Source organism: Nissabacter sp. SGAir0207 (assembly GCF_005491205.1).
GTDB lineage: Bacteria > Pseudomonadota > Gammaproteobacteria > Enterobacterales > Enterobacteriaceae > Chimaeribacter.
In genome coordinates this window covers 1,877,182-1,903,053 of sequence record NZ_CP028035.1, presented here as the reverse complement: position 1 = coordinate 1,903,053, position 25,872 = coordinate 1,877,182, and the positions used below count along the sequence as shown (strand labels likewise).

The 25,872-nt window shown below is 61.9% G+C and carries 22 protein-coding genes; 11 read left to right on the top strand and 11 right to left on the bottom strand.

Annotation, left to right across the window (positions count from 1 at the left end):
• Window positions 1–55: 55 nt before the first annotated feature.
• Window positions 56–469, bottom strand: a complete 414-nt coding sequence (locus C1N62_RS08195) for a hypothetical protein (RefSeq protein ID WP_137763165.1) — start codon at window positions 467–469, stop codon at window positions 56–58.
• Window positions 470–749: 280 nt separating this feature from the next.
• Here C1N62_RS08195 and rstA point away from each other — a divergent pair, with 280 nt between their 5' ends.
• The 4 genes from rstA to C1N62_RS08175 all read left to right on the top strand — a co-directional run bounded on the left by rstA (window position 750) and on the right by C1N62_RS08175 (window position 5,540).
• Window positions 750–1,475 (top strand): two-component system response regulator RstA, encoded by a 726-nt coding sequence (rstA, locus tag C1N62_RS08190; protein ID WP_137763164.1) that lies wholly within the window; start codon window positions 750–752, stop codon window positions 1,473–1,475.
• The gene (rstB, locus tag C1N62_RS08185) at window positions 1,472–2,779 is read left to right on the top strand and encodes a two-component system sensor histidine kinase RstB (RefSeq protein ID WP_137763163.1); all 1,308 of its coding nucleotides are present in this window, start codon (window positions 1,472–1,474) and stop codon (window positions 2,777–2,779) included. The genes rstA and rstB overlap by 4 nt, the downstream gene beginning before the upstream one ends.
• A 36-nt stretch (window positions 2,780–2,815) precedes the next feature.
• Entirely contained in the window at window positions 2,816–4,297 is a 1,482-nt protein-coding gene (locus tag C1N62_RS08180) for a carboxypeptidase M32 (protein ID WP_168195838.1), read from the top strand.
• Between the two features lie 415 nt (window positions 4,298–4,712).
• Window positions 4,713–5,540 carry a serine protease gene (locus tag C1N62_RS08175; protein ID WP_137763161.1) on the top strand — a complete coding sequence of 276 codons (828 nt, stop codon included), beginning with the start codon at window positions 4,713–4,715 and terminating at the stop codon, window positions 5,538–5,540.
• Here the strand turns inward: C1N62_RS08175 and hrpA are convergent.
• Window positions 5,521–9,351 carry an ATP-dependent RNA helicase HrpA gene (hrpA, locus tag C1N62_RS08170; RefSeq protein ID WP_240775769.1) on the bottom strand — a complete coding sequence of 1,277 codons (3,831 nt, stop codon included), beginning with the start codon at window positions 9,349–9,351 and terminating at the stop codon, window positions 5,521–5,523. The genes C1N62_RS08175 and hrpA overlap by 20 nt on opposite strands.
• Before the next feature lie 296 nt (window positions 9,352–9,647).
• Here hrpA and C1N62_RS08165 point away from each other — a divergent pair, with 296 nt between their 5' ends.
• Entirely contained in the window at window positions 9,648–10,253 is a 606-nt protein-coding gene (locus C1N62_RS08165) for an FMN-dependent NADH-azoreductase (protein WP_137763159.1), read from the top strand.
• A gap of 43 nt (window positions 10,254–10,296) precedes the next feature.
• Here the strand turns inward: C1N62_RS08165 and C1N62_RS08160 are convergent, their stop codons facing one another.
• From C1N62_RS08160 to C1N62_RS08150, 3 genes are read right to left on the bottom strand one after another with little or no spacing between them, the layout of a single operon-like run.
• Window positions 10,297–10,611 (bottom strand): YdbL family protein, encoded by a 315-nt coding sequence (locus C1N62_RS08160; RefSeq protein ID WP_137763158.1) that lies wholly within the window; start codon window positions 10,609–10,611, stop codon window positions 10,297–10,299.
• Between the two features lie 9 nt (window positions 10,612–10,620).
• On the bottom strand, window positions 10,621–10,806 hold the full coding sequence (locus C1N62_RS08155) for a YnbE family lipoprotein (protein WP_137763157.1): 186 nt from the start codon (window positions 10,804–10,806) through the stop codon (window positions 10,621–10,623).
• The gene (locus tag C1N62_RS08150; protein ID WP_137763156.1) at window positions 10,803–13,415 is read right to left on the bottom strand and encodes a YdbH family protein; all 2,613 of its coding nucleotides are present in this window, start codon (window positions 13,413–13,415) and stop codon (window positions 10,803–10,805) included. Before C1N62_RS08150 ends, C1N62_RS08155 begins: the two co-directional genes overlap by 4 nt.
• 169 nt (window positions 13,416–13,584) lie before the next feature.
• On the opposite strand from C1N62_RS08150, the gene C1N62_RS08145 reads away from it, so the two are divergent.
• Window positions 13,585–14,583: a 2-hydroxyacid dehydrogenase gene (locus tag C1N62_RS08145; protein WP_137763155.1), complete on the top strand. Its 999-nt coding sequence runs from the start codon at window positions 13,585–13,587 to the stop codon at window positions 14,581–14,583.
• Here the strand turns inward: C1N62_RS08145 and C1N62_RS08140 are convergent.
• Window positions 14,580–14,861: a DUF333 domain-containing protein gene (locus C1N62_RS08140; protein WP_137763154.1), complete on the bottom strand. Its 282-nt coding sequence runs from the start codon at window positions 14,859–14,861 to the stop codon at window positions 14,580–14,582. The two genes, C1N62_RS08145 and C1N62_RS08140, sit on opposite strands and share 4 nt — an antisense overlap.
• Window positions 14,862–15,678: 817 nt before the next feature.
• Between C1N62_RS08140 and ttcA the strand changes: the two genes are divergently transcribed.
• Complete coding sequence (ttcA, locus tag C1N62_RS08135; RefSeq protein ID WP_137763153.1) at window positions 15,679–16,611, top strand: tRNA 2-thiocytidine(32) synthetase TtcA; 933 nt, start codon at window positions 15,679–15,681, stop codon at window positions 16,609–16,611.
• 255 nt (window positions 16,612–16,866) lie between these two features.
• Here ttcA and zntB read toward each other — a convergent pair whose 3' ends face one another.
• Together zntB and C1N62_RS08120 are read right to left on the bottom strand one after the other, a co-directional pair.
• Window positions 16,867–17,850: a zinc transporter ZntB gene (zntB, locus tag C1N62_RS08125; protein ID WP_137763151.1), complete on the bottom strand. Its 984-nt coding sequence runs from the start codon at window positions 17,848–17,850 to the stop codon at window positions 16,867–16,869.
• 156 nt (window positions 17,851–18,006) lie between these two features.
• Window positions 18,007–19,623, bottom strand: coding sequence for an ABC transporter substrate-binding protein (locus C1N62_RS08120; protein WP_137763150.1), 1,617 nt, complete (start codon window positions 19,621–19,623; stop codon window positions 18,007–18,009).
• Between the two features lie 208 nt (window positions 19,624–19,831).
• Here C1N62_RS08120 and mpaA point away from each other — a divergent pair, with 208 nt between their 5' ends.
• Window positions 19,832–20,536, top strand: a complete 705-nt coding sequence (gene mpaA, locus C1N62_RS08115) for a murein tripeptide amidase MpaA (protein WP_137763149.1) — start codon at window positions 19,832–19,834, stop codon at window positions 20,534–20,536.
• Here the strand turns inward: mpaA and ycjG are convergent.
• Window positions 20,533–21,504: an L-Ala-D/L-Glu epimerase gene (gene ycjG / locus C1N62_RS08110; protein WP_137763148.1), complete on the bottom strand. Its 972-nt coding sequence runs from the start codon at window positions 21,502–21,504 to the stop codon at window positions 20,533–20,535. The two genes, mpaA and ycjG, sit on opposite strands and share 4 nt — an antisense overlap.
• 140 nt (window positions 21,505–21,644) lie before the next feature.
• Here ycjG and tpx point away from each other — a divergent pair, with 140 nt between their 5' ends.
• Entirely contained in the window at window positions 21,645–22,148 is a 504-nt protein-coding gene (gene tpx, locus C1N62_RS08105) for a thiol peroxidase (RefSeq protein WP_137763147.1), read from the top strand.
• Between the two features lie 45 nt (window positions 22,149–22,193).
• Here tpx and tyrR read toward each other — a convergent pair whose 3' ends face one another.
• Both tyrR and C1N62_RS08095 read right to left on the bottom strand, forming a co-directional pair.
• Entirely contained in the window at window positions 22,194–23,762 is a 1,569-nt protein-coding gene (gene tyrR, locus C1N62_RS08100) for a transcriptional regulator TyrR (RefSeq protein ID WP_137764954.1), read from the bottom strand.
• A 246-nt stretch (window positions 23,763–24,008) separates the two neighbouring features.
• On the bottom strand, window positions 24,009–24,500 hold the full coding sequence (locus C1N62_RS08095; RefSeq protein ID WP_137763146.1) for a GNAT family N-acetyltransferase: 492 nt from the start codon (window positions 24,498–24,500) through the stop codon (window positions 24,009–24,011).
• 153 nt (window positions 24,501–24,653) lie between these two features.
• Between C1N62_RS08095 and xthA the strand changes: the two genes are divergently transcribed.
• Complete coding sequence (xthA, locus tag C1N62_RS08090) at window positions 24,654–25,460, top strand: exodeoxyribonuclease III (RefSeq protein WP_137763145.1); 807 nt, start codon at window positions 24,654–24,656, stop codon at window positions 25,458–25,460.
• Between the two features lie 13 nt (window positions 25,461–25,473).
• On the top strand, window positions 25,474–25,869 hold the full coding sequence (locus tag C1N62_RS08085; protein WP_137763144.1) for a pyrimidine (deoxy)nucleoside triphosphate diphosphatase: 396 nt from the start codon (window positions 25,474–25,476) through the stop codon (window positions 25,867–25,869).
• Window positions 25,870–25,872: the final 3 nt, after the last annotated feature.

Genomic DNA, 25,872 nt, shown 5'->3' with positions numbered 1-25,872 from the left:
CACGCCAACAAAAAAGGCCGTATCTCACGATACGGCCTTTTTTTATCGGCACTGGCTAGTGGGTGGCGGCGTTGAGGCTCACCGTCAGGCACTCGCCATGCTGCTCGAAGCCCACATCCTGCTCGCACTCCTCACGTACCACCGCCAGCTGTTCTGGCGTCAGCGCGTAAGGCAGGCAGATATCGATCAGCGTCAGGCCCTGCTGTTTGGCCAGCAGGATCAGCCGCGCGATATTGACCTCGTCACTCACCTGCGTGGAGACCACTTGCAGTGCCAGCTCCTTGAGTTGCTCCTGCCGCGACTGGGCATTGGGCGTTTTGGATTTCAGTACCAGACCGAAGATCGGCATCACGCCATAAATCGCATCCACGAAACGCCACTGTTTCTTGCATGACGCTGAGAGATACTCCATATAGTTGAAGCAGACTCTTTCACTGCGCGCATCGGGTGCAAGGCGATCGGTCGTCATCCCCTGTTCCTCTCCTGGCCCGTTTTGGCATTCTGAAATGGTTCATTGAAAAGACGTTTCATACGCTATGGCGCTTATAATGGCATAATTACGCGGGTTTTTGCTAGCAACAGTCAGCGCAATAAATTGGATTAACTGTAATGATTCATTGTCACTATATATTGGCACTGGAAATAGAACCTAAACCACTCATACCCTATTACCATTGACGCATGGCATACCCCGGTGGCTCGCGCTATGCTGGGGCCATGATTCCGGGCTTCCCCCTTTCCATGACACCATGAATAAAATTGTATACGTCGAAGATGACCAGGACGTCGGCAAACTGATCGCGGCCTACTTGAGCAAACATGACTTTGAAGTAGTGGTTGAGCCGCGCGGGGATACCGCCCAGGCGGTGATCGCGCATGAAAAGCCCGATCTGGTGCTGCTGGACATCATGCTGCCCGGTAAGGATGGCATGACGCTGTGCCGTGACCTGCGCCCCACCTATCCCGGCCCGATTGTGCTGCTCACCTCGCTCGACAGCGACATGAACCATATCCTGTCGCTGGAGATGGGCGCCAATGACTATATCCTCAAGACCACGCCCCCGGCGGTGCTGCTGGCCCGCTTGCGGCTGCACCTGCGCCAGCACAGCCAGCAACCGGCACGCGAGGAGTCGCCCATGCTGCTGACCCGCAATGCGCTGCATTTCGGCCTGCTGTGCATTGACCCGGTCAACCGGCAGGTGACGCTCGGCGCGGAGGATATCCCGCTCTCCACCTCGGATTTCGACCTGCTGTGGGAACTGGCCACCCATGCCGGGCAGATTATGGATCGCGAGGCGCTATTGAAGACGCTGCGCGGCGTCAGCTATGACGGCATGGATCGCAGCATTGACGTGGCCATCTCGCGCCTGCGGCGCAAGCTGTATGACAATGCGCTCGACCCGTTCCGCATCAAGACCGTGCGCAACAAGGGTTACCTGTTCGCCCCCAACGCCTGGGAGACGGCGCAGCAATGAGAAAGCTCTTTATCCAGTTTTTCTTGCTGCTGTTCGTCTGCTTTTTGGTGATGGCGATGCTGGTGGGGCTGGTCTACAAAGTCACGGCAGAGCGCGCTGGCCGCCAGTCGATGGATGACCTGATGAAAAGCTCGCTCTACCTGATGCGCAGCGAGCTACGCGAAATCCCGTTGCGTGACTGGAACAAAACCATCAATACCCTCGACCTGAACCTCTCCTTCAAGCTGCACATTGAGCCACTGGGCAAGCGCAAGCTGGGGGAAGATCTCGACCGCCGGCTGCGGTTGGGGGAGATTGTGGCGCTGGATGATGAGTACACCTTTATGCAACGGGTGCCGCGCAGCCACTATGTGCTGGTCGTCGGGCCGATCCCCTATCTCTTCTATCTGCATGAGATGCGGCTGCTGGATCTGGCGCTGCTGCTGTTTATCGGTCTGTCGCTGGCGTTGCCGGTGTTTCTCTGGATGCGGCCGCACTGGCGCGACCTGATGCAGCTGGAGAAAGCGGCGCAGCGGCTCGGGGCCGGCCACCTGAGTGAGCGCACCCATTTTGACGCCACCTCCAGCCTGAACCGGCTGGGCGTCGCCTTCAACCAGATGGCCGATAACATCAGCACGCTGATCGCCAGCAAGAAACAGCTGATTGACGGCATCGCCCATGAACTGCGCACGCCGCTGGTGCGTTTGCGCTACCGGCTGGCGATGAGTGAGAACCTGGAGGAGAGCGAGCAGCTGGCGCTGAACCGCGACATCGGCCAGCTGGAGTCGCTGATTGATGAACTGCTGACCTATGCGCGTCTCGACCGGCCACAGGTGGCGCTGAAGCTTGACGCCGTCGACCTGCCCGCCTGGCTGGCGGATAAGGTGGAGGATATTCAGCTGGTGAACCCCCTGCGGGAGGTGACGCTGGATATTCCCCATCAGGGCGACTATGGCGCGATTGACCAGCGGCTGATGGAGCGCGTGCTGGACAATCTGGTGAATAACGCGCTGCGTTATGCCAACCAGCGCCTGCGCATCGCGCTGTGGATGAACGGCGATGAGGCCTGTTTGCAGGTAGAGGATGACGGCCCCGGCATTCCGCTGGAGGAGCGTCAGCGCATTTTCGAGCCGTTCGTGCGCCTCGACCCCAGCCGCGATCGCGCCACCGGCGGCTGCGGCCTTGGGCTGGCGATTGTGTTTTCCATTGCCCAGGCCTTTCGGGGCCGGGTGCTGGTGGAGACCAGCCCGCTGGGCGGTGCCAGTTTCCGCTTCTGCTGGCCCATCAAGCCAGCCCTTCCCCTGATGACGGCTGGCGCGCAGTGAGCGCCCGGCCCTTTTTGACTAACTATGGAGAGTGACATGACCTCTGCTTACCAGCATTTGCACCGTACCTTTAGCCGGCTGTCGCGTTTCGGCCACCTGTCCGCCATCGCGGGCTGGGATATGCAGACCATGATGCCGCCGCAGGGCAACCAAGCCCGCTCCGAGGCGCTGGCGGAGATGAGCGTACTGTGTCACGGCATCCTGACCGCGCCGGAGGTGGGCCAGTGGCTGGCACAGGCGCACCAGGAGACGCTGAACGATGTGGAGCAGGCCAACCTGCGCGAAATGCAGGTCGCCTACCAGAATGCGGTGCTGCTGCCAGCTTCGCTGGTTGAGGCCAAATCGCTGGCGGGGGCGCGCTGCGAGCATGCCTGGCGCAGCCAACGCCCGGCCAATGACTGGCAGGGATTTGCCGCCAACCTGAAAGAGGTGGTCAGGCTGACCCGCGAAGAGGCGGAGATTCGCGCGCAGGCGGGCGGCACCAGCCGTTACGACGCGCTGCTGGCGGTGTTTGAGCCGGGCATGACCAGCGCCCAGCTCGACGGCCTGTTTGGCGATCTGAAGCAGTGGCTGCCCGACCTGCTGCAAAAAGTGGTGGCGAAGCAGCAAGCGGAACCCTGCCTGACGCCAACCGGCCCGTTTGATCTCGAGAAGCAGCGCCAGCTTGGGTTGCAGGTGATGTCGCTGCTGGGCTTCAACTTTGACGGCGGCCGTTTGGATGTCAGCACCCACCCGTTCTGCGGCGGCGTGCCGGAAGATGTGCGTATCACCACCCGCTACAATGAGCAGGAGTTCCTGAGCGCAATGATGGGCGTGATCCACGAGACCGGCCATGCGCGTTACGAGCAGAACCTGCCGCGCGAGTGGCTGGGCCAGCCGGTCGCCCTTGCCCGCTCAACGGCGGTGCATGAGTCCCAGAGCCTGCTGTTCGAGATGCAGCTCTCCCGTAGCGAACCCTTCCTGAAGGTGTTGCAGCCGCTGGCGACCCACATGTTTGGCAACCAGCCGGCACTGGAGGTGGAAAACTTCGTGCGCCTTAACCAGCGCGTGCAGCCGGGGCTGATCCGGGTGGATGCCGATGAGGTGAGCTACCCGGCGCACGTCATCCTGCGCTATGAGATTGAGAAGGCGTTGGTCGAGGGCGAGATTGAGGTGGATGACATCCCTGCCCTGTGGGATGAGAAGATGCAGGCCTATCTGGGGCTGGATACCCGTGGTAACTACCGCGATGGCTGTATGCAGGACATCCACTGGACCGATGGCGCATTTGGCTACTTCCCGACCTATACCCTTGGGGCGATGTATGCCGCGCAGCTGTTCCAGACCGCCAACCGTGCCATTCCAACCTTGCAACGTGACATTGCCGAGGGCGATCTGAGCGCGCTGTTTGAGTGGCTGCGCCAGAATATCTGGCAGCATGGCAGCCGTTTCCCAACGGCGGCACTGATCACCAATGCCACCGGTGAGCCGTTGAATCCGGCCTATTTCCGTCAACATCTGGAAAGCCGTTATCTGTAGTTGATGAGGGGCCAGCTTGCTGGCCCTTTCTATGTGGTTTATGTAGTCGATAATGAAATAAAAAGTATGTTGTAACTACTAATGGTAAAGAGGAGATAACCTCGGTTTTTCCTGCCTGTACATTCAGTTACACGCCGACACCAATCACTCACGGACGCTGTTTTGCCCTGCCCTTACTATCTTCAGACCTGCCATAGGCGTGAAAAGGTTCGCGAGATATGCTGCGCCGTTACTTGTTCGAGATCATCCTGGCCGCCCTGATCCTCTGTGGCCTGATTGCCGCCTGCTGCTATTTGTGAGCCAGCCGGTAAAATTTCCCGCAAAATCAACCGCCGCCAATTCATACTCCGGCTGAATGCCGCTATAGTTATTTTATAAAAATGTTAAAAATTTCCTTTTTCAAGGCCAGATCCTTATGCGCAAGTCGTTAGTCATCGTCTGTTGGTTGGGGTTATCTGCGCCACTGGCGCACGCCGATTCCTCGGCAAGTGAAAAAACGCAACTGTTCTTCGGGCATGATGACCGCACCCGCCCACCCCGCCCTGCCAACTGGCCGTGGCAGGCGATTGGTCAGGTGGAGACGTTGAGCGGCAACCTGTGCAGCGCGACCCTGATCTCCCCCCATCTGGCATTGACGGCTGGCCACTGCGTGCTGGCCCCGCCGGGCGTGATCGACAAGGCGGTGGCGCTCCGTTTTATCAGCCGCAACAGCAAATGGCGCTATGAGTACACCAAATTGGAGACGCTGGTCGACAAACAGCTGGGTAAGCGATTAAAGGCCGATGGCGAAGGCTGGATTGTGCCGCCCAAGGCGGCGTCGTGGGATTTTGCGTTGATCCGGCTGCCGGAGAGCGTCTCCGTGCCGTTAAAGCCGTTGCCTTTGTGGCAAGGCAGCGAGGCGGAATTGACCGCCGCGCTGAAAGCGGCTGGCCGTCAGGTGACGCAGGCGGGCTACCCGGAGGATCATTTGGATACGCTCTACAGCCACCGTAACTGTCTGGTCACCGGCTGGGCACAGAGCGGCGTGCTCTCGCACCAGTGCGACACCCTGCCCGGCGACAGCGGCTCGCCGCTGCTGCTGAAACAGGGGGACGCCAGCTGGTCGCTGGTGGCGGTGCAAAGCTCCGCCCCCTCGGCCGCCGATCGCTACCGCGCTGATAACCGCGCCCTGGCGGTTACCACCATCCGGGCGCGATTGGCGGCGCTGGCCCCCAATGCGGGCTTTACGCCACCTGCTCCATAGCCTGTAGGATCCGTTTGTCCGAGATCGGGTAAGGCGTACCAAGCTGCTGCGCGAAGTAACTGACGCGCAGCTCCTCAATCATCCAGCGGATCTCGCGCACGTCCGGGTCATTGACCCGCGCTGGCGGCAGTTTGTTGACCCACTGCTGCCACGCCTGCTGCACCTGCTCCACCTTCAGCATCTGCGCACGATCGCGGTGCGGATCGGTCGCCAGCTTCTCCATGCGCCGCTCAATGGCGTTCAGGTAGCGCAGTGTGTCCGGCAACTTTTTCCAGCCGTTGCGGGTCACGAAACCTCGGTAGACCAGCCCGGACATCTGGCTCTTGATGTCTGACAGCGCCAGCGCCATCGACATGTCCACCCGCCCCTTCAAGCGTTTGTTGATGTTGAATACCGCCGTCAGGATCTGCTCCACCTGCTTGGCGATCTCCACCACCGTTTCATTGAGGTGCGCGCGCACCCACTCATGCAACCGGGTGAAGCTGGCCTCATCCCAAGCCGGGCCGCCAAAGTCCGCGATCAGCTTGTCCACGCCACAGGCGATGCAGTCATCGATCAGATCCAGCACCTTGCCGTAGGGGTTGAAGTAAAGCCCCAGCTTGGCCTTGTTCGGCAGCTTCTCATGCAGGTATTTGATCGGCGAGGGGATGTTGAGCAGCAACAGGCGGCGGGTGCCCTCCCACATTGCCTGCTGTTGCTCCTGCTCGCTGTCAAACAGCCGGATGCCGATGCTCTCTTTCTCATCCACCAGCGCCGGGAACGCCTTGACCTGATAGCCGCCGCGCTTCTGCTCATAGCGCTCTGGCAGCGCGCCAAAGCTCCAGATGTGCAGGCCGCTCTGCTCGATGCCGTCATCCGCCACCGCGGAGAGCGTCTCCTGCACCTTCTCTTTCAGCTGCTGCTTCAGCGCCGTCAGGTCTTTGCCCTCGCGCAGCGTGCGGTTCTTCTCATCCACCACCCGGAAGGTGATTTTCAGGTGATCGGGCACCTGATCCCACTGCCATGCCTCGCGTGACACCGTCACGCCGGTCATTTTGCGCAGCTCTTTCTCCAGCGCATCCAGCAGCGGCATGGCCAGAGGCGTTACGCGCCCCAGTACCGCCTCGGCATAGTTGGGCGCAGGTACGAAGTTGCGGCGCACCGGTTTCGGCAGCGACTTGATCAGCGCGATCACCAGCTCGCGGCGCACGCCCGGGATCTGCCACTCAAAGCCGGTCTCCTCCACCTGGTTCAGCAGCGGTAGCGGGATGTGCACCGTCACGCCATCCGCATCCGCGCCCGGCTCAAACTGGTAGCTAAGGCGCAGCTTGAGGTTGCCCTGATGCCAGAAGTTGGGGTAGTCGAGCGCGCTGATGCTCGCCGCGCCCTCCTTGATCAGCATCTCCTTCTCAAAGTTGAGGCTGTCCGCCGGCTGCTTTTTCCACCAGCTGTCAAAGTGGCGCGCTGACACCACCTCATGGCTGATGCGCTGGTCATAGAAGTTGAACAGCGTCTCATCATCCACCAGGATGTCGCGGCGGCGGGATTTGTGCTCCAGCTCTTCCACTTCTGCCAGCAACTTCAGGTTGGCGCGGAAGAAGGCGTGGCGCGTCTGCCAATCCCCCTCCACCAGCGCATGGCGGATGAACAGCTCGCGACTGAGCGCCGGGTCAATCTTGCTGTAGTTGACCGGCCGTGCCGCGACAATCGGCAGGCCAAACAGCGTCACCTTCTCGGTCGCCATCACCGCGCCCTGCCCCTTCTCCCAGTGCGGATCGCTGTAGCTGCGCTTGATCAGGTGCTGGGCCAGCGGCTCAATCCACTCGGGATCGATGCGCGCGGCGATGCGCCCCCACAGTCGGCTGGTCTCCACCAGCTCCGCCACCATCACCCACTTCGGCGGCTTCTTGAACAGGCCCGAACCGGGGAAGACCACAAAGCGGGCGTTGCGCGCGCCGGTGAACTCCTGTTTGTCGGCGTCCTTCTGGCCGATGTGCGAGAGCAGGCCGGTCAGCAGCGCGCAGTGCACCTCGCGGTACTCCGCCGGTACGCTGTTCACCGGCAGTCCCAGCTCCTTCACCACCTGGCGCAACTGGGTGTAGATGTCCTGCCACTCGCGCACCCGCAGGTAGTTGAGGTAATCGCTGCGGCACAGCTTGCGGAATTGCGACGAGGAGAGCGCCTTCTGCTGCTCCTTGAGGTAGTCCCACAGGTTGACGAAGGCCAGGAAGTCCGACTCTTTGTCCGCAAAGCGGCGGTGCTTCTCATCGGAAGCCTGCTGTTTGTCGAGCGGGCGTTCGCGCGGATCCTGGATCGATAGCGCCGAGGTGATGATCATCACCTCACGCACGCAGCCATTTTTCTGCGCCTCCAGCACCATGCGCGCCAGCCGCGGGTCGATGGGCAGTTGCGCCAGTTGGCGGCCGAGCGGCGTCAGCTGGTAGTGGCCATTCTCCTTGGTGCTGATGGCACCCAGCTCCTCCAGCAGGCGCACGCCATCCTGGATGTTGCGCTTGTCCGGTGCCTCGACAAACGGGAAGGCGGCGATGTCGCCCAGCCCCAGCGAGGTCATCTGCAAAATCACCGAGGCCAGGTTGGTGCGCAGAATCTCCGGGTCGGTAAAGGCCGGGCGCGACAGGAAATCCTGCTCGTCATACAGCCGGATACAGATGCCCTCGGAGACACGGCCACAGCGCCCCTTGCGCTGGTTGGCCGACGCCTGTGAGACCGGCTCGATCGGCAGCCGCTGCACCTTGGTGCGGTAGCTGTAGCGGCTGATGCGCGCGGTGCCGGGGTCAATCACATACTTGATGCCCGGCACGGTGAGCGAGGTCTCCGCCACGTTGGTCGCCAGCACGATGCGGCGGCCAGCGTGGGACTGGAACACCCGGTTCTGCTCACTGTTGGAGAGGCGCGCGTAGAGCGGCAAAATCTCGGTATGCGGCAAATTGAGGCGGTTGAGGGCGTCCGCCGTGTCACGGATTTCGCGCTCGCCGCTCATGAAGATCAAAATATCGCCCGGCCCCTCGCGGCCCAGCTCATCCACCGCGTCAAAGATCGCCTGTAACTGGTCGCGTTCGCTGTCATCGGCGTCATCCACCACCGGGCGGTAGCGCACCTCCACCGGATAGGTGCGGCCAGAGACTTCAATGATCGGCGCATTGTTGAAGTGGCGTGAGAAGCGCTGCGGATCGATGGTCGCCGAGGTGATGATCACCTTCAGATCGGGGCGCTTCGGCAGCAACTGGCGCAAATAGCCGAGGATGAAGTCGATGTTCAGGCTGCGTTCGTGCGCCTCATCGATGATCAGGGTGTCATACTGCATCAGCATCCGGTCTTGCTGGATCTCGGCCAGCAGGATGCCGTCGGTCATCAGCTTCACCTGTGTGGTGTCGCTGACCTGATCGTTAAAGCGCACCTTGTAGCCGATCGCCCCGCCGAGGCTGGTCTCCAGCTCATCGGCGATGCGGTTGGCGACGGTACGCGCCGCCAGCCGGCGTGGCTGGGTGTGGCCAATCAGCCCCTTGATGCCGCGCCCCAGCTCCAGGCAGATCTTCGGCAGCTGGGTGGTTTTGCCGGAGCCGGTCTCACCGGCGACAATCACCACCTGATGGTCACGCACCGCCTCCAGAATGGCCTGTTTCTTCTGGCTGACCGGCAGGTTGTCCGGGTAGGTGATGGCCGGGCGCGCCGCTTCCCGCTGGCTGACGCGCTGGCGCGCGGCCTCGATGTCCTGGCCGATTTCAGCGGCGATGGCCTCCAGCGCCTGCGGGTTGTTGACGCCGCGGGCGCCGTGCAGGCGGCGCTGCAGGCGTTGTTGGTCACGGAGCATCAGGTCCGGCAGTTGCTGGGCCAGTGCCGCGAGCGGAGATTTCACCATGGTGTTCCTTGTTGCTGGCAAGCGCCAGACAGGCGCTTGATTCTGAAGAAGTTAGCCTTGCGGGCCATGCTGACCCTATGGTAGCACAGGGCGGCGGATCTCTGGCACCCTTCACGCGGACGGGCGCTTGTTCAATAAAATCGAACATAGATCTCGAAATATTGCGCTTTTACTGATGGGCGTTTGCCCCTACAGTGTGAACCATCAAAGGGCGCGCTGCCCTGACCTGACAAACGAAGGAAGAGACAATGAGCAAAGTTCTGGTACTGAAATCAAGCATCCTGGCGACCTACTCCCAATCAAATCAGCTGGCTGACTTCTTTGTCGAAGAGTGGAAAGCGGCCCATGCAGGTGACGAAATCACCGTGCGTGACCTGGCAGCAGAGCCGATTCCGGTACTGGATGGCGAACTGGTGGGTGCGCTGCGTCCGTCTGACGCCCCGCTCTCCCCGCGTCAGGAGGAGGCACTGGCTCTCTCCAACAAACTGATTGAAGAGTTGCAGGCCCATGACATCGTGGTTATGGCGGCGCCGATGTACAATTTCAATATCCCGACCCAGCTGAAAAACTACTTTGACCTGATTGCCCGTGCTGGCGTCACCTTCCGTTACACCGAAAATGGCCCGGAAGGTCTGGTGAAAGGCAAGCGCGCGGTGATCCTGACCACCCGTGGCGGGATGCACAAAGATACCCCGGCTGACCTGCTCAAGCCTTACCTGAGCCTGTTCCTCGGCTTCATCGGCATCACCGATATCGAGTACGTGTTTGCAGAAGGCATGGGTTACGGCCCGGAAGTCGCCAGCAAATCCCAGGAAGCGGCCAAGGGCGAGATTGCCCAGCTGATCTCCGCCTGATTCACGGCTTCGTGATGCAGAGCGCGCCCAAGGGCGCGCTTTTTTATTTCTTCAGCCACAGGCCATTGAGGCCGCGCACATACTGGCCAGCGGGCGCGCGCTCCACCAGCTTCTGCCCTGCCAGCCCCGCAACGCTCTCCAGTGATACATGATTGCGCGCCGCCAGTTGCTGGTAACGCTCACGGCGCGCCGCGTTAATCTGTGCCGCCAGCGCCTCCGCCTCTGCGTCTGGTGCCACGGCGGCCACGTAACCGCCCAACGTCTCACCCAGCCGCCCCTGCGCCCGCGCCTCATCCAGCGTCAGGGCGTGGGCCGCGCCGCTGCACAGCAGGCACAGCGCCATCAAAAACGTTCTCATCCCCGCTCCTTAAAAGAGATCGCTCTGGCTCTTCAGCAAATTCTCCACATCCTTGTCGAGCTGGATATGGATCTCATGTTCGATTTTTACATTCATGTTGATGGTGATCGGTTGGGCCGGCGTCGCCAGTTCAATGCGCGGCACACAGCCGGCCAGCAACAGCAGGGGCAGCAAACGCCCGGTCAGGGTGATCATGGTTGCGTCCTCGCAGGTTGGGAGAGCCGTTCGGAGAGCCACTCCTGTAAATTGTCGCCGAAGCGCAGGCTGCGCCACAGCTGGAAGATATTCTCCTGATGGTGGTAGTTCAGGATGATGTTACGCCGCTGGGTTTCGCTGGGGCTGATGCCGTCGATGCGGGCCGCAAGCGTCAGCAGGCCAAGGTTGTCCAGGCTGACGTCAGCCGAGGTGCGGCTGATCTCCAGGTAGCGTAACCAGTCCACCACCAGCCGGTTGGTGAAGTTGCCGCTGGCCAGCGCCCGTGCCATTTCGGGAGCCAGCCGAAGGGTCAGCAGGCCGTGGTTGCGTACCCAGCCGCCGTGCACCAGCCAGCGCGGATCCTCCAGGTAGAGCGGCAGTTCGCCATCCACCTTGCCGGACATGGCGAACTGCTTGGGTTTCAGCGCGGTAAACAGTTCGCTCAAATCAATCTGCTCCAACGTGAGTATCGCTGGCTGGTGCTGTGGCAGGCGCAGGGCCGACAGGCTGACCTGCCCGCCCAGCAGCGCCATGCTGACGTTACGCAGGGTCAGCGGCAGATGCTCGCTGTAGGGATAGTTGCCCTGTAGCTCGGCATGGATGTCGCGCACCGTCACCAGATTGTCGAGCCGGCCAATGTGCAGGCTCACCGGTTGCTGCGCGCCAAATTGCCAGCGGTGGTTCTCCAGCCGGTAAGGCAGGACAAAATCGACATCGCTGACCTGCCCATCCTTCAGCCAGGCACCGCCCTGTTCCACCGCCCAGTGGCCGCCAGCCACCAGTCCCTGACCGCGCGCGGCGGAGAAGGCAGTCTGGGCGCGGAACCGCCCCTCACGCAGCACAATCTTCAGCGCCGGATCGAGCAGCGATTGGAAGGCGGTCATTGGTTGCTCCGGCCACCACCCTTCGCCGCGCAACCGCTCGCCATCCCAACGGCCGCGCAGCCGTATCGGCCCAATCGGGTCAGCCGCCAGCGCGCCCTGCCAGAGAAATGCCTGCGGCGACTGCCCCTTCAACGCCAGATCCAGCGTAGCTGGCGGCAAGAAACCACCGCTGCCCAACTGGATCTGGCCGGTGGCGAGCGCCAGCCGCCCGCTCAAGGCGTCAGCCGGGCGCTGCCACACCAGCGGTTCCGCCAGCGTCAGGCGCGGCGCGTGCAGCGTCATCAGCCCGTAGTGCAGCTGGTTAAAACCGGTGGAGAGGGTGTCGATGCCCAGACGTTGCTCCTCCCAGCGCCCTTTACCGCGCATGTCCCAGCGCGCCTGCAACGGCGGCAGGGTGCCATTGCCCCAGAAGTTGAACTGCCAGCGGCCGCTGTCGGGCCAGAAGTGCTGCGCCTTGCCGTCCAGATGCAACTTCACCGCGCCCCAGTAGCGATCGCGTAGCCGCACGATCGCCTGCAACGGGCCACTGACGCCTGCCAGTGACAGTGTCACACCCGCCAGTGGCCAGCGCGCCTCCTCCAGCCGTTGCTGTGCCGAGAGATTGCCCCACGCGCGGGCCAGCGCCCCACTGCGCAACGCCAGCGACGGACTGAGTACCGAGCCGCTGAGATCGGCCGGAATGGAGACCGCCGCCGAAAGCTGTGCGGCATTGGCCTGCCCGGTGAGTTGCAGGTGCAGATCGCTCTCCGCCAGCCCTAACGTGCCCGGCCCGGCCGAGAGCACCACATTGGCGCGGCCATTGTGGCCAGCGGTCACCATGTTCAGCCGCCCTGCAAAACCAGTACGCAGCGTAGCGGCATCCCACCCTGAGAGGGCAAAACTCAGCCCACCCTGTAGCGGCTGGGCGGCGTAGGGCCAGCGCCAGCTGCCCCCTTCGACAGTCAGGCGACGGGCGGAGAGTTGTTGCCACGGCAGTGCCAGCAGCGGTGGCTGGTCGTCACTGGCCGTGACCTGTAGCGTCCCTTGCTCATCCTGCCACGCCAGCCGGGCGTTGAGCGGCGTGGGCACCTGCGCGACCTTCAGCCGCGCGGTGATTTGCCCCTGTTGCGGCAGGCGGTCAAAGGCAACCGGCAACGTGATACTGCCTGTCAGGGCGACGGGTTCCGCCATGCCAGCCAGGGTCACGGCGAACTGGGAGAGGGTCAGGCGCGGCCCCTGTAGATCGGCTGCCAGCGCCAGCCGGGTGCCGGCCCGGAAGTGCAGGTGCTGGCCGCGCGCGTCACTGCTGAAGGTCAAACGACCGGCGTAGGGCTGCCAGGGGGTCAGGGAGAAGCGGTCAATCGCCAGCTCCAGCGCTGGCAGGCGTTGCTGCCAGGCCGCCAACGAGAAGGGTGCGCCCTGCCCGCCACTGGCTGGCAGGCGGCTGAAGCAGGCGCTGTCGAGGGTCAGTTGCCGCGCTGTGATGATCCAGCGCTGCGCCTGATGGCGCACGCGCAAGCCAGAGAGGGAGGCCAGCGTGCAGCCCTGCGCCATAAACCGGGCGGCCGGGAGCCGCAATCCGTGCCGGCCAAGGCCCAGCGGGGCGTCAAACACCAGTTGCGTGCCAGCCGGCAACCAGTTCTGCGCCACGCGCGGCAGCCACTGAGGCAGGGTCATCCAACCCGTCGCGCCTGTCACTGCCAGCCCAGTCACCCCCAACGCCAGCGCCCTCCATCCTTTTCCCATCACCTGTCCTGTTTTTTCCCAAAAACGCTGCAAGATACCATACTTAACACCATTCCTCTGCCAGCGCACGGCGACGATGCCGAAAAGGCAGCAACCGATGGTGGCAACCGGCCGCATCTGGTAGTTTCACAGTAGACTTTTATTATTGGCTTACGGTAGGAGAGCAGCGATGAAGATGGCGATCTACAGTACCAAACACTACGACCGCAAATATATGGAGCTGGTGAACCAGCGCTTTCACTTTGAACTGGCATTTTTTGACTTTCTGCTGACGCCGGTGACGGCCAAGAACGCCGTGGGCTGTGAGGCAGTCTGTATTTTCGTTAATGATGACGCCAGCCGCGAGGTGCTGGAGGATTTGGCATCCCAGGGGGTGAAGGTGCTGGCGTTGCGCTGTGCTGGCTTCAATAACGTCGATCTTGATGCCGCCCGCGAGCTGGGCATCCAGGTGGTGCGGGTGCCAGCCTACTCCCCGGAGGCGGTGGCCGAGCACGCCGTCGGGCTGATGATGACCCTCAACCGCCGCATCCACCGTGCCTACCAGCGCACCCGCGACGCCAATTTCGCGCTGGATGGGCTGATCGGTTTCAATATGCACAACCGCACCGCCGGTGTTATCGGCACGGGCAAGATTGGGCTGGCAACCATGCGCATTCTGAAGGGGTTCGGCATGAAGCTTCTGGCCTATGATCCCTACCCGACGCCGCAGGCGCTGGAAATTGGCGCGGAGTATGTCGATCTCGATACGCTCTACGCTCAGTCGGACGTTATCACCCTGCACTGCCCAATGACGCCGGAGAACCACCACCTGCTGAATGCCAATGCCTTCCGCAAGATGAAAAACGGCGTGATGATCATCAATACCAGCCGCGGTGGGCTGATTGACTCCACTGCCGCCATTGAGGCGCTCAAGCAGCAGAAGATTGGCGCGCTGGGAATGGATGTGTATGAGAACGAGCGCGATCTGTTTTTCGAGGACAAGTCCAATGACGTGATTCAGGACGACGTCTTCCGCCGTCTCTCCGCCTGCCACAATGTGCTGTTTACCGGCCATCAGGCGTTCCTGACCGAGGAGGCGCTGACCAGCATCGCGGAGACCACATTGCAAAATGTGGCGCAGCTCGCGAGCGGCCAGCCCTGCCCCAATTTGCTGACCAAGGAGCCTTAATTAGCCGGGCAGCCGCCGCGCATCAGCGCCCACTCTTCGCACTGCTTGCCGTTCGGCAGTTGGCACATGCCGATGGTGCTGCCATCCAACTGGCGCGCCAGCGTCAGTTGGCCTCCCACCCGGCCACAGTTCAGCGAGGCCGGGTTTGCCCGGTTAAGGTGGGCACTGGTGCCCTGCTGCGCCGGCTCATCGGCATACTGCATATCATCTTCATGACTGCTGCATCCAGTCAGTGCGAGTAAAGTGCCTGCGAATAATAGACCGGCGGCGAATTTCATTGGCCTGCTCCTGCATCGGGGTAAAGGAATGGGCGGCGCCCCGACGGCATGACAGGGATACGCCAGCGCTATTTTTAGCGCCCTTTACGGCGGGAGTAAATATGCAAACGGCGATAAAAAAGAATAATCAATTCTCCCTGCTCTTAAAAATAGTTACGTCCCCTGACAACCCGCTAACACCCTACCCGCCAGACATGCGAGCTACCCACCCAAGATCAAGCGCTTAGCCGATGCGGAATCTGGTGTGAGGAATGTCCGAAAAGCATTGCCAGCTATTTTCGGGGCGTCGCCCTGGAAGCGGCGTCACGCGCGGCTTGTGGTAACATTTTATTTCCGCTGACTAAGCCGGACGCCCGTGCAGGCATTTATTTTAGTTGCGGTAATTATCCGCTTTTATATAGTTCCTGAGCTAAGTAATTAGCATCCACTGTTTTTCAGTTAAATACTGACTGTTTTTCTGCCGGCGAAACCTGATCCTTTCGCCGGACTTTTTTCCCCGTCGCCCTTTTATGGTTATCCAATTGGCCTGCCCGCCGGGGTTTACCTGTTCGACAACCCCACCTTTGAACGCCCTTTTCGCCTGTACCGCCACCTTATGGGGTCTCCTTTCCCTGAACCGGGCATCATGACAAAGCCGTTCAATTTATAGTATGTTGTAATTAATTGTCGAATGACCGGCGCAATCGCCCATTTTCCTCCCTGCCAGAGCAAAAACGCGCTGGCATTCGCCGTGGCAATCCGTACCATACAGCGCATTAGACACTTTCAGACTCTCCCGGCTCACTGGCCCGCATTGTGGCGGCTGAGCGTGACAACTATGCAAGAGAAACACGTGGTTAATCAAAAAGAACAGTACAACCTGAACAAGTTGCAGAAACGCCTGCGCCGCAACGTGGGCCAGGCCATCGCCGACTTCAATATGATTGAAGAGGGTGACCGCATCATGGTGTGCCTCTCCGGCGGCAAAGACAGCTACACCATGCTGGAAATCCTGATGAACCTGCAACAGAGCGCGCCAGTGAACTTCTCGCTGGTGGCGGTCAACCTCGACCAGAAACAGCCGGGCTTCCCGGAGCATGTGCTGCCCGCCTATCTGGAGCAGTTGGGCGTCGAGTACAAGATTGTGGAAGAGAACACCTACGGCATCGTCAAAGAGAAGATCCCGGAAGGCAAGACCACCTGCTCGCTCTGCTCGCGCCTGCGTCGCGGCATTCTTTACCGCACCGCCACCGAGCTGGGTTGTACCAAGATCGCGCTGGGCCACCACCGTGATGACATGGTGCAGACCCTGTTCCTCAACATGTTCTACGGCGGCAAGCTGAAAGGGATGCCCCCAAAACTGATGAGCGACGATGGCAAGCATGTGGTGATCCGCCCGCTGGCCTACTGCCGCGAGAAGGACATTGAGCGTTTCGCGGAGGCCCGCGCCTTCCCGATCATCCCGTGTAACCTGTGCGGTTCGCAGCCTAACCTGCAACGCGCAGTGATCAAAGAGATGCTGCGTGACTGGGATAAGAAATACCCTGGCCGCGTGGAGACCATGTTCAGCGCCATGCAGAATGTGGTGCCGTCGCACCTGGCCGATCATAACCTGTTTGATTTCCGCAGCATCCGCCACGGTAGCGCGGTAATTGACGGCGGCGACTTGGCCTTCGACCGTGAAGATCTGCCGGCACAGCCAGTGGGTTGGCAGGGCGATGAGGAGGAGCCAGTGATGGCTGAGCGCCTCAACGTGCTGGAAATAAAATAACCTGCTGAGGGTGGGAAAAGGCGCACTGCGGTGCGCCTTTTTTATGCCTGTTTGCCGAATAAGAGGCAAAAAAAAGCCGGTCAGAGACCGGCTGGTACGAATTAAATGTGCTATGCAGTAATTCTAAAGTAAGAAATAAGACAATATGGAGCGCAACGCCCATCGCTTGGCGTTGCATTCACCTGCGAGAGAGATAGTGCCTGATTCCGCAGGCCGTCATTTTGATTTCGCTCAATATTGGGGCCGATTGTCTGGTTATAGCCACTTGCTGCGCTTCAGCCACCACGCTACGCCCACCACCAGCAGCACCAGCAACAGGCAGAAGGTGGCGAAACCGTAGGGCGAGTTGCCGCCGGGAATGCCGCCGAGGTTGACGCCAAACAGCCCGGTCAGGAAGGTGGTCGGCAGGAAGATCATTGCCAGCAGCGACATGGTGTAGGTGCGGCGGTTCATCGCATCCGCCATCAAGTTGGCGATCTCATCGGTCAGCACCGCCGTGCGCGCCACGCTGGCATCCAAATCGTCAAGGCCGCGCCCCAGGCGATCGGCGATCTCCTGCATCCGGCGGCGGTCATCCTCACTCATCCACGGCAGGCGCTCACTGGCCAGCCGGGTGAAGACATCGCGCTGGGGCGCCATGTAACGGCGTAGCACAATCAGCTGTTTACGCAGCAGCGCCATCTGCCCGCGCTCCGGGATCTGCTGGTCCAGCACCCCGTCTTCCATGTCGATGATCTTGTCATGCAGATCCTCGATGAACTCGCTGGCGTGCGCCGTCAGTGCATCACACAGCTCAATCAGCCAGGTGCCACTGTTGACCGGGCCACTGCCCTTCTTCAGGTCATCCAGCACATCGTCAATCGAGTAGACCTTGCGGTGGCGGGTGGTGACGATCAGCTTGTCGGTGATATAGACCCGGATGGTGACCAGCTGGTCTGGCCGGGAGTCGGGGTTGAAATTGATGGTGCGCAGGGTGATCAGGGTGCCGTCACCCATTCGCGTCACGCGTGGGCGCATACTCTCGCCACCGAGGGCGTCGCGTACCGTGTCCGGCAACAGCGGCGTGGTGCTGAGCCACTGGCCGCTGGCGGGCAAGGCGTAATCAAGGTGGATCCAGCAGGGTTTGTCGCTGGTGATGGCGCTTTCGGGGTCGATCGGCACCGCCCCACCCTTGCCGTCCAGCTGGTAAGCATAGACCGCGTCTGATATTTGAAGTTGTTTGCCGCTAATGACGTCCACGTATTTCACCTAGATAGTGTCTGCCGGGCGGCCACTGCGCCGCCGGCCTTTTTCTCTATTTTAGCGTTAAGTGCTTGAGACGCAACGCAACCGCCCGCAGAGAAGTGTGAGCGGGTGTGGCGAATGTCACTGGGGCCGCCGTGCGGCCCCGGTTTCTCAATGCTTCAGGATATAGAGGGTATGGCTGTAGGCCACATCCTCTGGGTTGGTGATGGGATACCCCTTGACCCACGGCTTGATCAGCCGGCCATTGGTGTACTGGTAAATGGGCGCGATGGGTGCCTGTGTGGCGATGATCTGTTCGGCCTGATTATAGGCCTGATTGCGTGCCGACAAATCAGTCTCGTTGGCGGCCTGACTGATGGCTTTGTCATAGGCCGAATCGCTAAAGCGCGCAATGTTGCCCGGCTGGTTCGAGGTCAGCAGCGACAGGAAGGTGGAGGCCTCGTTGTAGTCGCCAACCCAGGAGGCACGCACCACATCAAAGTCGCCGCTGTTACGGCTATCGATGTAGGCTTTCCACTCCTGATTGACCAGCTTCACCTCCACCCCCAGTTTCTTCTTCCACATGGAGGCCACCGCGATGGCGATCTTCTGGTGATTCTCGGAACTGTTGTAGAGCAGCGAGAGATGCAGCGGCCGTCCGGGGCCATAGCCAGCGGCCGCCAGCAGGGTTTTCGCCTGCGCATCCAGCTCTGGCTGGCTCATCTGTTGCAGCGGGCCGGGTTCGGCGCGGAAGCCCGCGGTGACATCCGGGGTAAAGTGCCACGCCGGTTTCTCACCGGTGCCGAGCACCTTCTCTGCGATGATGCGGCGGTCAATGGCAAAGGAGAGCGCCAGCCGCACCCGCGCGTCGTTGGTCGGCGCGCGCCGGGTGTTGAAGGCGTAGTAGTAGGTGCCGAGCTGGTCTGGGGTGTAGACCTGACCGGGGATCTCCTTAAGCAGCTTTTGGTAGAGGTTTTTTGGGAAGGACTCGGTGATATCGATGTCGCCCGCCAGATAGCGCTTGGTGGCGCTGGACTCCTGATTAATCGGCATCAGCGTCACTTTGGTCAACACCGTGTGCGCGTGATCCCAGTAGTGCGGGTTCGGCACCAGCACCAGCTTCTCATTCACCACCCGCTGTTGCAGCATGAAGGCACCGTTGCCGACCAGATTGCCCACCTTGGTCCACGCATCGCCATACTTCTCCACCGTTGCCTTGTGCACCGGGAAGAGGTTGAAGCTCGCCAGCAGGTTGACAAAATAGGGCACCGGCCGACTGAGGCGCACGCGCAGGGTGTGGTCATCCATCGCCGTGACGCCCAGCCGGGCTGGCGGCAGTTTGCCAGCGGTGATGGCGTCGGCATTCTCCAGCCCCGCCAACGCGGCAAACCACGCACCAGTGGCGTGGGTGGCGGGGTCCACCAGCCGCTGCCAGCTGTAGACAAAGTCGTGGGCGGTGACGGGATCGCCATTCGACCAGCGCGCATCGCGGCGCAGGGTGAACAGGAACTCGCGGTTGTCCTGCGTCTGCCAGCTCTCCGCCACGCCGGGAATGGCCTTGCCGTCGGCGTCCTGATTCACCAGCCCCTCAAACAGGTCGCGTGCCACCTGCGCCTCCGGCAGGCCGACGGCTTTCATCGGGTCGAGGGAGGCGGGTTCATCCTTGATGTGGCGCACTACCTCCTGCTTCTCCGCCAGCACAGTACCGGGCGGTACCGTCGCCGCGCCAGCCAGCCCGGCCACTGCCAGCAGCGCGGCGCTGCCGAGAATCATGTTACGTTTTGCCATTCCTTGTTACTCCGGCTTGTGAAATGTCTCCTTTGCCAGTTGTACCACTCTCGCCGCGACGACTGAACAAAAATTCCCGACTATTCCGTGCCTTCCGCCATTGGGTGATGAATTTTGCGAGCCGGCTGGCATCCGCGCTGCAAGAAAAGGCTGTTTCCCCCTCAGGAACAGGCGTAAATAGAGGGAGGCCCTTTAAGAGGAGACACAGGTGACACTACTAAAATTGCGCAGCGAGCGTGGCCCGCTGCCAAATAAAGGGGTGGAGTATGGCCGGTCAGTGCTCGGCGCGCCGCTGCTCTACTTTCCCGCCAGCCACTTGACGCCCGAGACCGGCCTGATTCTGGCTGGCACCCACGGCGATGAGGGGGCCGCCGTGGTCGCCCTCTCCTGCGCCCTGCGCGCCCTGCTGCCGGGCCAGCAGCGCCACCATGTCATTCTGGCGGCCAACCCGGATGGCTGCCAGCTAGGGCTGCGCGCCAATGCCAATGGCGTGGATCTCAACCGCAACTTCGCCAGCGACAACTGGCGGTCGGGTGATACCCACTATCGCTGGAACAGTTATGCGCCAGAGCGCGACGTGCGCCTCTCCTCCGGTGATGCCCCCGGCTCTGAGCCAGAGACGCAGGCGCTCTGCGCGCTGATTGCCCAGCTGTCGCCGCGCTGGGTGGTGTCGCTGCATGAGCCGCTGGCCTGTGTCGAAGACCCGGACAGCACCGCGCTGGCCGGCTGGCTGGTGCAGGCGTTTGACCTGCCGCTGGTCGCCAGCGTCGGCTATGCGACGCCCGGCTCGTTCGGCAGTTGGTGTGTTGAACGCGAACTGCCCTGTATCACGCTGGAGTTGCCGCCCATCTCCGCCGATGAGGCGAGCGAGCGCTACCTGTCAGCGCTGGTGGGGCTGTTGCAGCACGACTAGCGGGTCAGGTCGATGCCGCCGCGGTGGAACGCCAGCCGGGGTTCCGCGTCGGTCTCCAGCCAGGTCGGCCCGTCAAGATCCAGGAAGCGCGCGCCGGGTGCTAGCGGCAGGGCGGCACGGATGGCGCGTGAGGTGCAGAGCATACAGCCGAGCATCAGCTCCAGCCCCTGCGCGCGTGCCTGCTGCGCCAGCTCCAGCGCCGCCGTCAGCCCGCCCGCCTTGTCGAGCTTGATGTTCACCATCTGGTAGCGCCCCGCCAACGCTGGCAGGTCGGCGGCGGTGTGGCAACTCTCATCGGCGCAGATTGGCAGTGGATGAATGAAGTTGGCCAGCGCGCCATCCTCACCGGCTGGCAGCGGCTGCTCCAGCATCAGCACGCCCAAATCCGCCAGCAGCTGGCAACGCGCCGCCAGCCCCTCCGCCTGCCAGGACTCATTGGCATCGACGATCAGTGCCACCTCCGGCACCGCCGAGCGGATCGCCACCAGCCGCTCGGCAATCAGCCGGTCATCCAGCTTGATCTTGAGCAGGGTCACGCCGTTGTCGCGCAGGGCGGCGGCGGAGCCAGCCATCTCCTCCGGTGAGCCAATCACTACGGTCTGCGCGGTGCTGACGGCGGGCACCGGGGCGATGCCGGTGCGCTGCCAGAGGGTTTCGCCGCTGCGCGCGCACTCCAGGCTCCAGAGCGCCGAGTCCAGCGCATTGCGTGCCGCGCCGGGCGGCAGCAGTTGCTGCAATTGCTGGCGATCCGCGCCGCGCTCCACCGCCGCCACCGCGCCAGCCAGCTGCGCCATCACCGACGCCTCGCTCTCGCCATAGCGCGGATAGGGCGTGCACTCACCCACCCCACGCCAGCCCTGCTCCTCAATCTCCACCACCACCACGCGCGCGTCAGTGCGGCGGCCTCGGGCAATCACAAAGGCCGAATGCAACGGCCAGGCTTCCGGGTAGTAACGCAGGGTTCTCATAGTGGCTCCATTTTGAATGCTCTTTTAAGCATGGCCGATTCCTTCGCACAGACAAGGTATTAGCAAACTTTATATACCCAAGCCTGGAGCGATCCCTTATATTGGGGGCCAGTGTTAAACACTTGTAAAAGGATGGCAACATGACACAAACCGTACACTTCCAGGGCAACCCGGTGCCCGTTACCGGTACCCTGCCGCAGTCTGGAGAGCAGGCGGACGCCTTTACGCTGGTCGCGAAGGATCTGTCTGATGTGGCGCTGAGCAACTTTGCCGGCAAGCGCAAGGTGCTGAACATTTTCCCTAGCATTGATACCGGCGTCTGCGCCGCGTCCGTGCGCAAGTTCAACCAGCTCGCCAGCGGCCTCGACAACACCGTGGTGCTCTGCATCTCTTCGGATCTGCCGTTTGCCCAGTCACGCTTCTGCGGCGCGGAGGGGCTGAGCAATGTGGTCACCCTCTCCACCCTGCGCGGCGGTGACTTCAAGCAGGCCTATGGCGTGGAGATCAGCGAAGGCCCGCTGGCCGGTCTGGCTGCCCGTGCCGTGGTGGTGCTGGATGAGCAGGACAAAGTGATCTACAGCCAGTTGGTGGATGAGATTACGACCGAACCGGACTACGACGCCGCGCTGGCCGCGCTGAAGTAAGCCCGTTTCTGACAAAAAAAGAGAGGGCTTATGCCCTCTCTTTTTTTATTCTTCCGCGTCACCGCCGCGTTTGTTGCCCAGCCCATACTCGCGCAGCTTGTTGGCGATGGCGGTATGGGAGACCCCCAGCCGCTTCGCCAACTTGCGGGTACTGGGGTAGGAGCGGTAGAGGCGCGTCAGTACCGAACGCTCAAAGCGCTTGCTGATCTCATCCAGTGAGCCATCCAGCGCCTCCTCGCTCATCGCCAGGTCGCTGTCAAACTCCGGCAGCGCGATATCCTGCGGCCGCAGCTCATGCCCCTCCAGCTGGGTCAGGGCGCGGTAGATGGCGTTCTTTAACTGGCGCACGTTGCCCGGCCAGCCATAATGGGTCAGGAAGGCGGCCAGCCCTGCCGCCAGTTTCGGCCGCGCCACCCCCTGCTCATCGGCAAAGCGTGCCACGAACAGCTCCGTCAGCGGCATGATGTCCGCCGGACGCTCGCGCAGCGGTGGCAGGTTGAGGGTCAGCACGTTGAGGCGGTAGTAGAGATCCTCACGGAACTCGCCGCGCTGCACCAGCTCCAGCAGGTTTTTCTGCGTGGCGCAGATCACCCGCACGTCGACGTGCACCTCATGCTCCTCACCGACACGGCGGAACGTGCCGTCATTGAGGAAGCGCAGCAGCTTGATCTGCATCCGTGGCGACATCTCGCCAATCTCATCCAGCAGCACGGTGCCGCCGTTGGCCTGCTCGAAGAAGCCCTTCTTGCCCTCCAGGGCGTTCGGGTAGGCACCGGCGGCATAGCCAAACAGCTCGCTCTCTACCACGTCATCCGGCAGCGAGGCGCAGTTGAGGCCAAGGAACGGCTGCTTGCCGCGCGGGCTACGCAGGTGGCAGGCGCGCGCCAGCAGATCCTTGCCGGTGCCGGTGTCGCCGATAATCAGCAAGGGCGCGTCGAGCATCGCCAGCTTGCGCGCCTGATCCAGCACCTGCCGCATCTTCGGGCTGACGGCCACAATGTGGTTGAACTCGCTGTCATCATTGACCGCCAGGTTCTGCAACTGCCGCCCCATGCGGGCGGTGGATTTCAGCATCACCACCGCACCGACCGCCGCCGGGGCGCGGTTTTCGTCATCCAGGTGGATCGGGGTGATCTCCAGCAGGAAGTCCTGATTGCGGATCACCACCCGCTCGGATTGGGTCTGCACCCGCTCCTGCTCCAGCCAGCGGGTGAAGTTGAAGCCGCCAATCAGGCTGGCAGCAGTGTGGTTGCGGATTTTATCCTCATCCAGCCCGAACAGCGCCTGCGCCGCCGGGTTGGCCTGCTCCATCTTGCCGCGCATGTCGATGGAGAAGACCGGCTCCGGCATCGACTCCAGCAGCGCGCGCAGGGCGCGGTGCTCGCGCTCCGAGGGCAAAAACGGCACGGTGCGCACGTCGGTTACGCCGTCAATGCGGCGGATCTCGGCCATCAGGGCGCGGAAGGTATCGAAATCAAGCTGGGCAAAATTGAGGTAGATGCGGCCAATTGGCGCAATCTCGATGCCCTGCAAATCGATGCGGCGCAGCACCAGCAGATCGAGCAGTTCCCGGGCCAGACCCAGGCGGTCCTCACAAAATACTTCCAAACGCATTGGCATACCTTCCAGCAGGATCAGAATCACTTCCGGCATCATACTCCTCCCGTCGCGCCGGAAGAAGTTATCTGTCACAAAATGTTGACACAATAACCAGAGTTTTAAACTGGATGCCTACTATTGCGCCTGATGGCGAGATTTCACACCATAAATTGCGCCTTTTTTGACAGGATGCGCGGCCAATCCCCTGCCAGCCGCGTCAAGTTTGCAGGACTGTGACTGTCACGGGAAGCATACGCCCGCTCAGGCCGCCGAATCTGGCTGGCCAAAGGCGCGCAATACTTCCCCTTCCATCCGGTAGCGTACCCATTCGCTCTGCGCCACCGCACCAAGGCGCTCATAGAAGTCGATGGCTGGCTGGTTCCAGTCCAGCACGCTCCACTCCAGCCGGCCACAGCCGCGCGCCACGGCCAGTTGGGCCACCCGCTTCAGCAGCGTTTTGCCCGCGCCAGTGCCGCGGAAATTGGGGGAGATGTAGAGATCTTCCAGGTAGATGCCGTTGCGGCCAAGCCAGGTGGAGTAGCTGGTGAAGAAGACCGCGTAGCCAGCCACCTTCCCCTCCACCTCACAGATCAGCGCCTCGGTGTGGCTGTCCGGCCCAAACAGCGAGGCGGCGATGCCGGCCTCATCGGTCACCACCTCATGCGGGGCTTTTTCATATACCGCCAGCTCAACAATCATGTTGTAGATGGCGGCGGCGTCACGCACTTCAGCGGGGCGGATTGTAATCTCCATGGTATTTCTCCTTTAACGGGCATTGAAAGGCAGACAGGGTAAACAGGAGCGCCACTGAAATACAGGAAAATCACCCTCACGCCGCGCGCGGATGATCGCGCCGGGCGAATCTGCTACCATCCGCTCACTCTCAGATTCAGAACGGCTTTGACTATGAAGTTTATCTCTTTCAACATCAATGGGCTGCGCGCCCGCCCGCACCAGCTTGCTGCCCTTATCGAACAGCACCAGCCAGACGTTATCGGCCTGCAGGAGACCAAGGTGCACGATGACATGTTCCCGCTGGAGGAGGTGAGCCGCCACGGTTACCACGTCTTCTACCACGGCCAGAAAGGCCACTACGGCGTGGCGCTGCTGAGCCGTGAGGCACCGCTGGCGGTGCGCCGCGGTTTCCCGACCGATGATGAAGAGGCGCAGCGCCGCATCATTATGGCGGACTTCCAGACCAGCCAGGGCGTGCTGACGGTGATCAACGGTTACTTCCCACAGGGCGAGAGCCGCGACCACCCCACCAAGTTCCCGGCCAAAGAGAAGTTCTACCGCGACTTGCAGAGCTACCTTGAGCACTCCCTCTCCACTGATAACCCGGTGCTGGTGATGGGCGACATGAACATCAGCCCCACCGATCTGGACATCGGCATCGGTGAAGAGAGCCGCAAGCGCTGGCTGCGTGGCGGCAAGTGCTCCTTCCTGCCGGAAGAGCGCGAGTGGATGGCGCGCCTGCAGAGCTGGGGGCTGGTGGACACCTTCCGCGCCGCCCACCCGGAGGTCAACGACCGCTTCTCCTGGTTCGACTACCGCTCACGCGGCTTTGATGAAAACCGCGGGCTGCGCATCGATCTGGTGATGGCCAACGCCCCCCTGGCGGCGCGCTGCATCGCCACCGGCATCGACTACGACATCCGTGCGATGGAGAAGCCCTCTGACCATGCGCCGGTATGGGCAGAGTTCGCGCTGTAATTCGGGAGAGGCGATGAGATCGATTAATGTGGTGGCGGGCATTCTGGAGCGCGACGGCCTGCTGCTGCTGGCGCAACGGGATGGCTCGCGCGATCAGCCTGGGCGCTGGGAGTTTCCCGGCGGCAAGGTGGAGCCGGGCGAGAGCCAGCCACAGGCGCTGGCGCGCGAACTGGCCGAGGAGCTGGGCATCGAGGCCGAGGTGGGTGAGTATGTCGCCAGCGAGTGCTGGCAACAGGGCGACCGGGAGATCCGCCTGCACGCCTGGCGGGTGCCGGTCTGGCACGGGACGCTGCGCCTGAGTTGCCATCAGGCGCTGGTGTGGGTCACGCCGGAGCAGGCCGCACACTACGACCTGCCCCCGGCAGACATTCCGCTGCTGGCGGCCTGGCGCGCCCACACCGGGCGCTAAAAC

Coding starts and splice junctions, on each gene's coding strand:
- rstB (WP_137763163.1), top strand. CDS start 1,472: ATGAGAAAGCTCTTTATCCAGTTTTTCTTGCTGCTGTTCGTCTGCTTT.
- C1N62_RS08120 (WP_137763150.1), bottom strand. CDS start 19,623: ATGGCAAAACGTAACATGATTCTCGGCAGCGCCGCGCTGCTGGCAGTG.
- rstA (WP_137763164.1), top strand. CDS start 750: ATGAATAAAATTGTATACGTCGAAGATGACCAGGACGTCGGCAAACTG.
- C1N62_RS08095 (WP_137763146.1), bottom strand. CDS start 24,500: ATGGAGATTACAATCCGCCCCGCTGAAGTGCGTGACGCCGCCGCCATC.
- C1N62_RS08155 (WP_137763157.1), bottom strand. CDS start 10,806: ATGATCACCCTGACCGGGCGTTTGCTGCCCCTGCTGTTGCTGGCCGGC.
- C1N62_RS08160 (WP_137763158.1), bottom strand. CDS start 10,611: ATGAGAACGTTTTTGATGGCGCTGTGCCTGCTGTGCAGCGGCGCGGCC.
- xthA (WP_137763145.1), top strand. CDS start 24,654: ATGAAGTTTATCTCTTTCAACATCAATGGGCTGCGCGCCCGCCCGCAC.
- ycjG (WP_137763148.1), bottom strand. CDS start 21,504: ATGAGAACCCTGCGTTACTACCCGGAAGCCTGGCCGTTGCATTCGGCC.
- tyrR (WP_137764954.1), bottom strand. CDS start 23,762: ATGCGTTTGGAAGTATTTTGTGAGGACCGCCTGGGTCTGGCCCGGGAA.
- C1N62_RS08150 (WP_137763156.1), bottom strand. CDS start 13,415: ATGGGAAAAGGATGGAGGGCGCTGGCGTTGGGGGTGACTGGGCTGGCA.
- C1N62_RS08195 (WP_137763165.1), bottom strand. CDS start 469: ATGACGACCGATCGCCTTGCACCCGATGCGCGCAGTGAAAGAGTCTGC.
- C1N62_RS08145 (WP_137763155.1), top strand. CDS start 13,585: ATGAAGATGGCGATCTACAGTACCAAACACTACGACCGCAAATATATG.
- hrpA (WP_240775769.1), bottom strand. CDS start 9,351: ATGCTCCGTGACCAACAACGCCTGCAGCGCCGCCTGCACGGCGCCCGC.
- ttcA (WP_137763153.1), top strand. CDS start 15,679: ATGCAAGAGAAACACGTGGTTAATCAAAAAGAACAGTACAACCTGAAC.
- C1N62_RS08180 (WP_168195838.1), top strand. CDS start 2,816: ATGACCTCTGCTTACCAGCATTTGCACCGTACCTTTAGCCGGCTGTCG.
- C1N62_RS08175 (WP_137763161.1), top strand. CDS start 4,713: ATGCGCAAGTCGTTAGTCATCGTCTGTTGGTTGGGGTTATCTGCGCCA.
- C1N62_RS08140 (WP_137763154.1), bottom strand. CDS start 14,861: ATGAAATTCGCCGCCGGTCTATTATTCGCAGGCACTTTACTCGCACTG.
- C1N62_RS08085 (WP_137763144.1), top strand. CDS start 25,474: ATGAGATCGATTAATGTGGTGGCGGGCATTCTGGAGCGCGACGGCCTG.
- C1N62_RS08165 (WP_137763159.1), top strand. CDS start 9,648: ATGAGCAAAGTTCTGGTACTGAAATCAAGCATCCTGGCGACCTACTCC.
- tpx (WP_137763147.1), top strand. CDS start 21,645: ATGACACAAACCGTACACTTCCAGGGCAACCCGGTGCCCGTTACCGGT.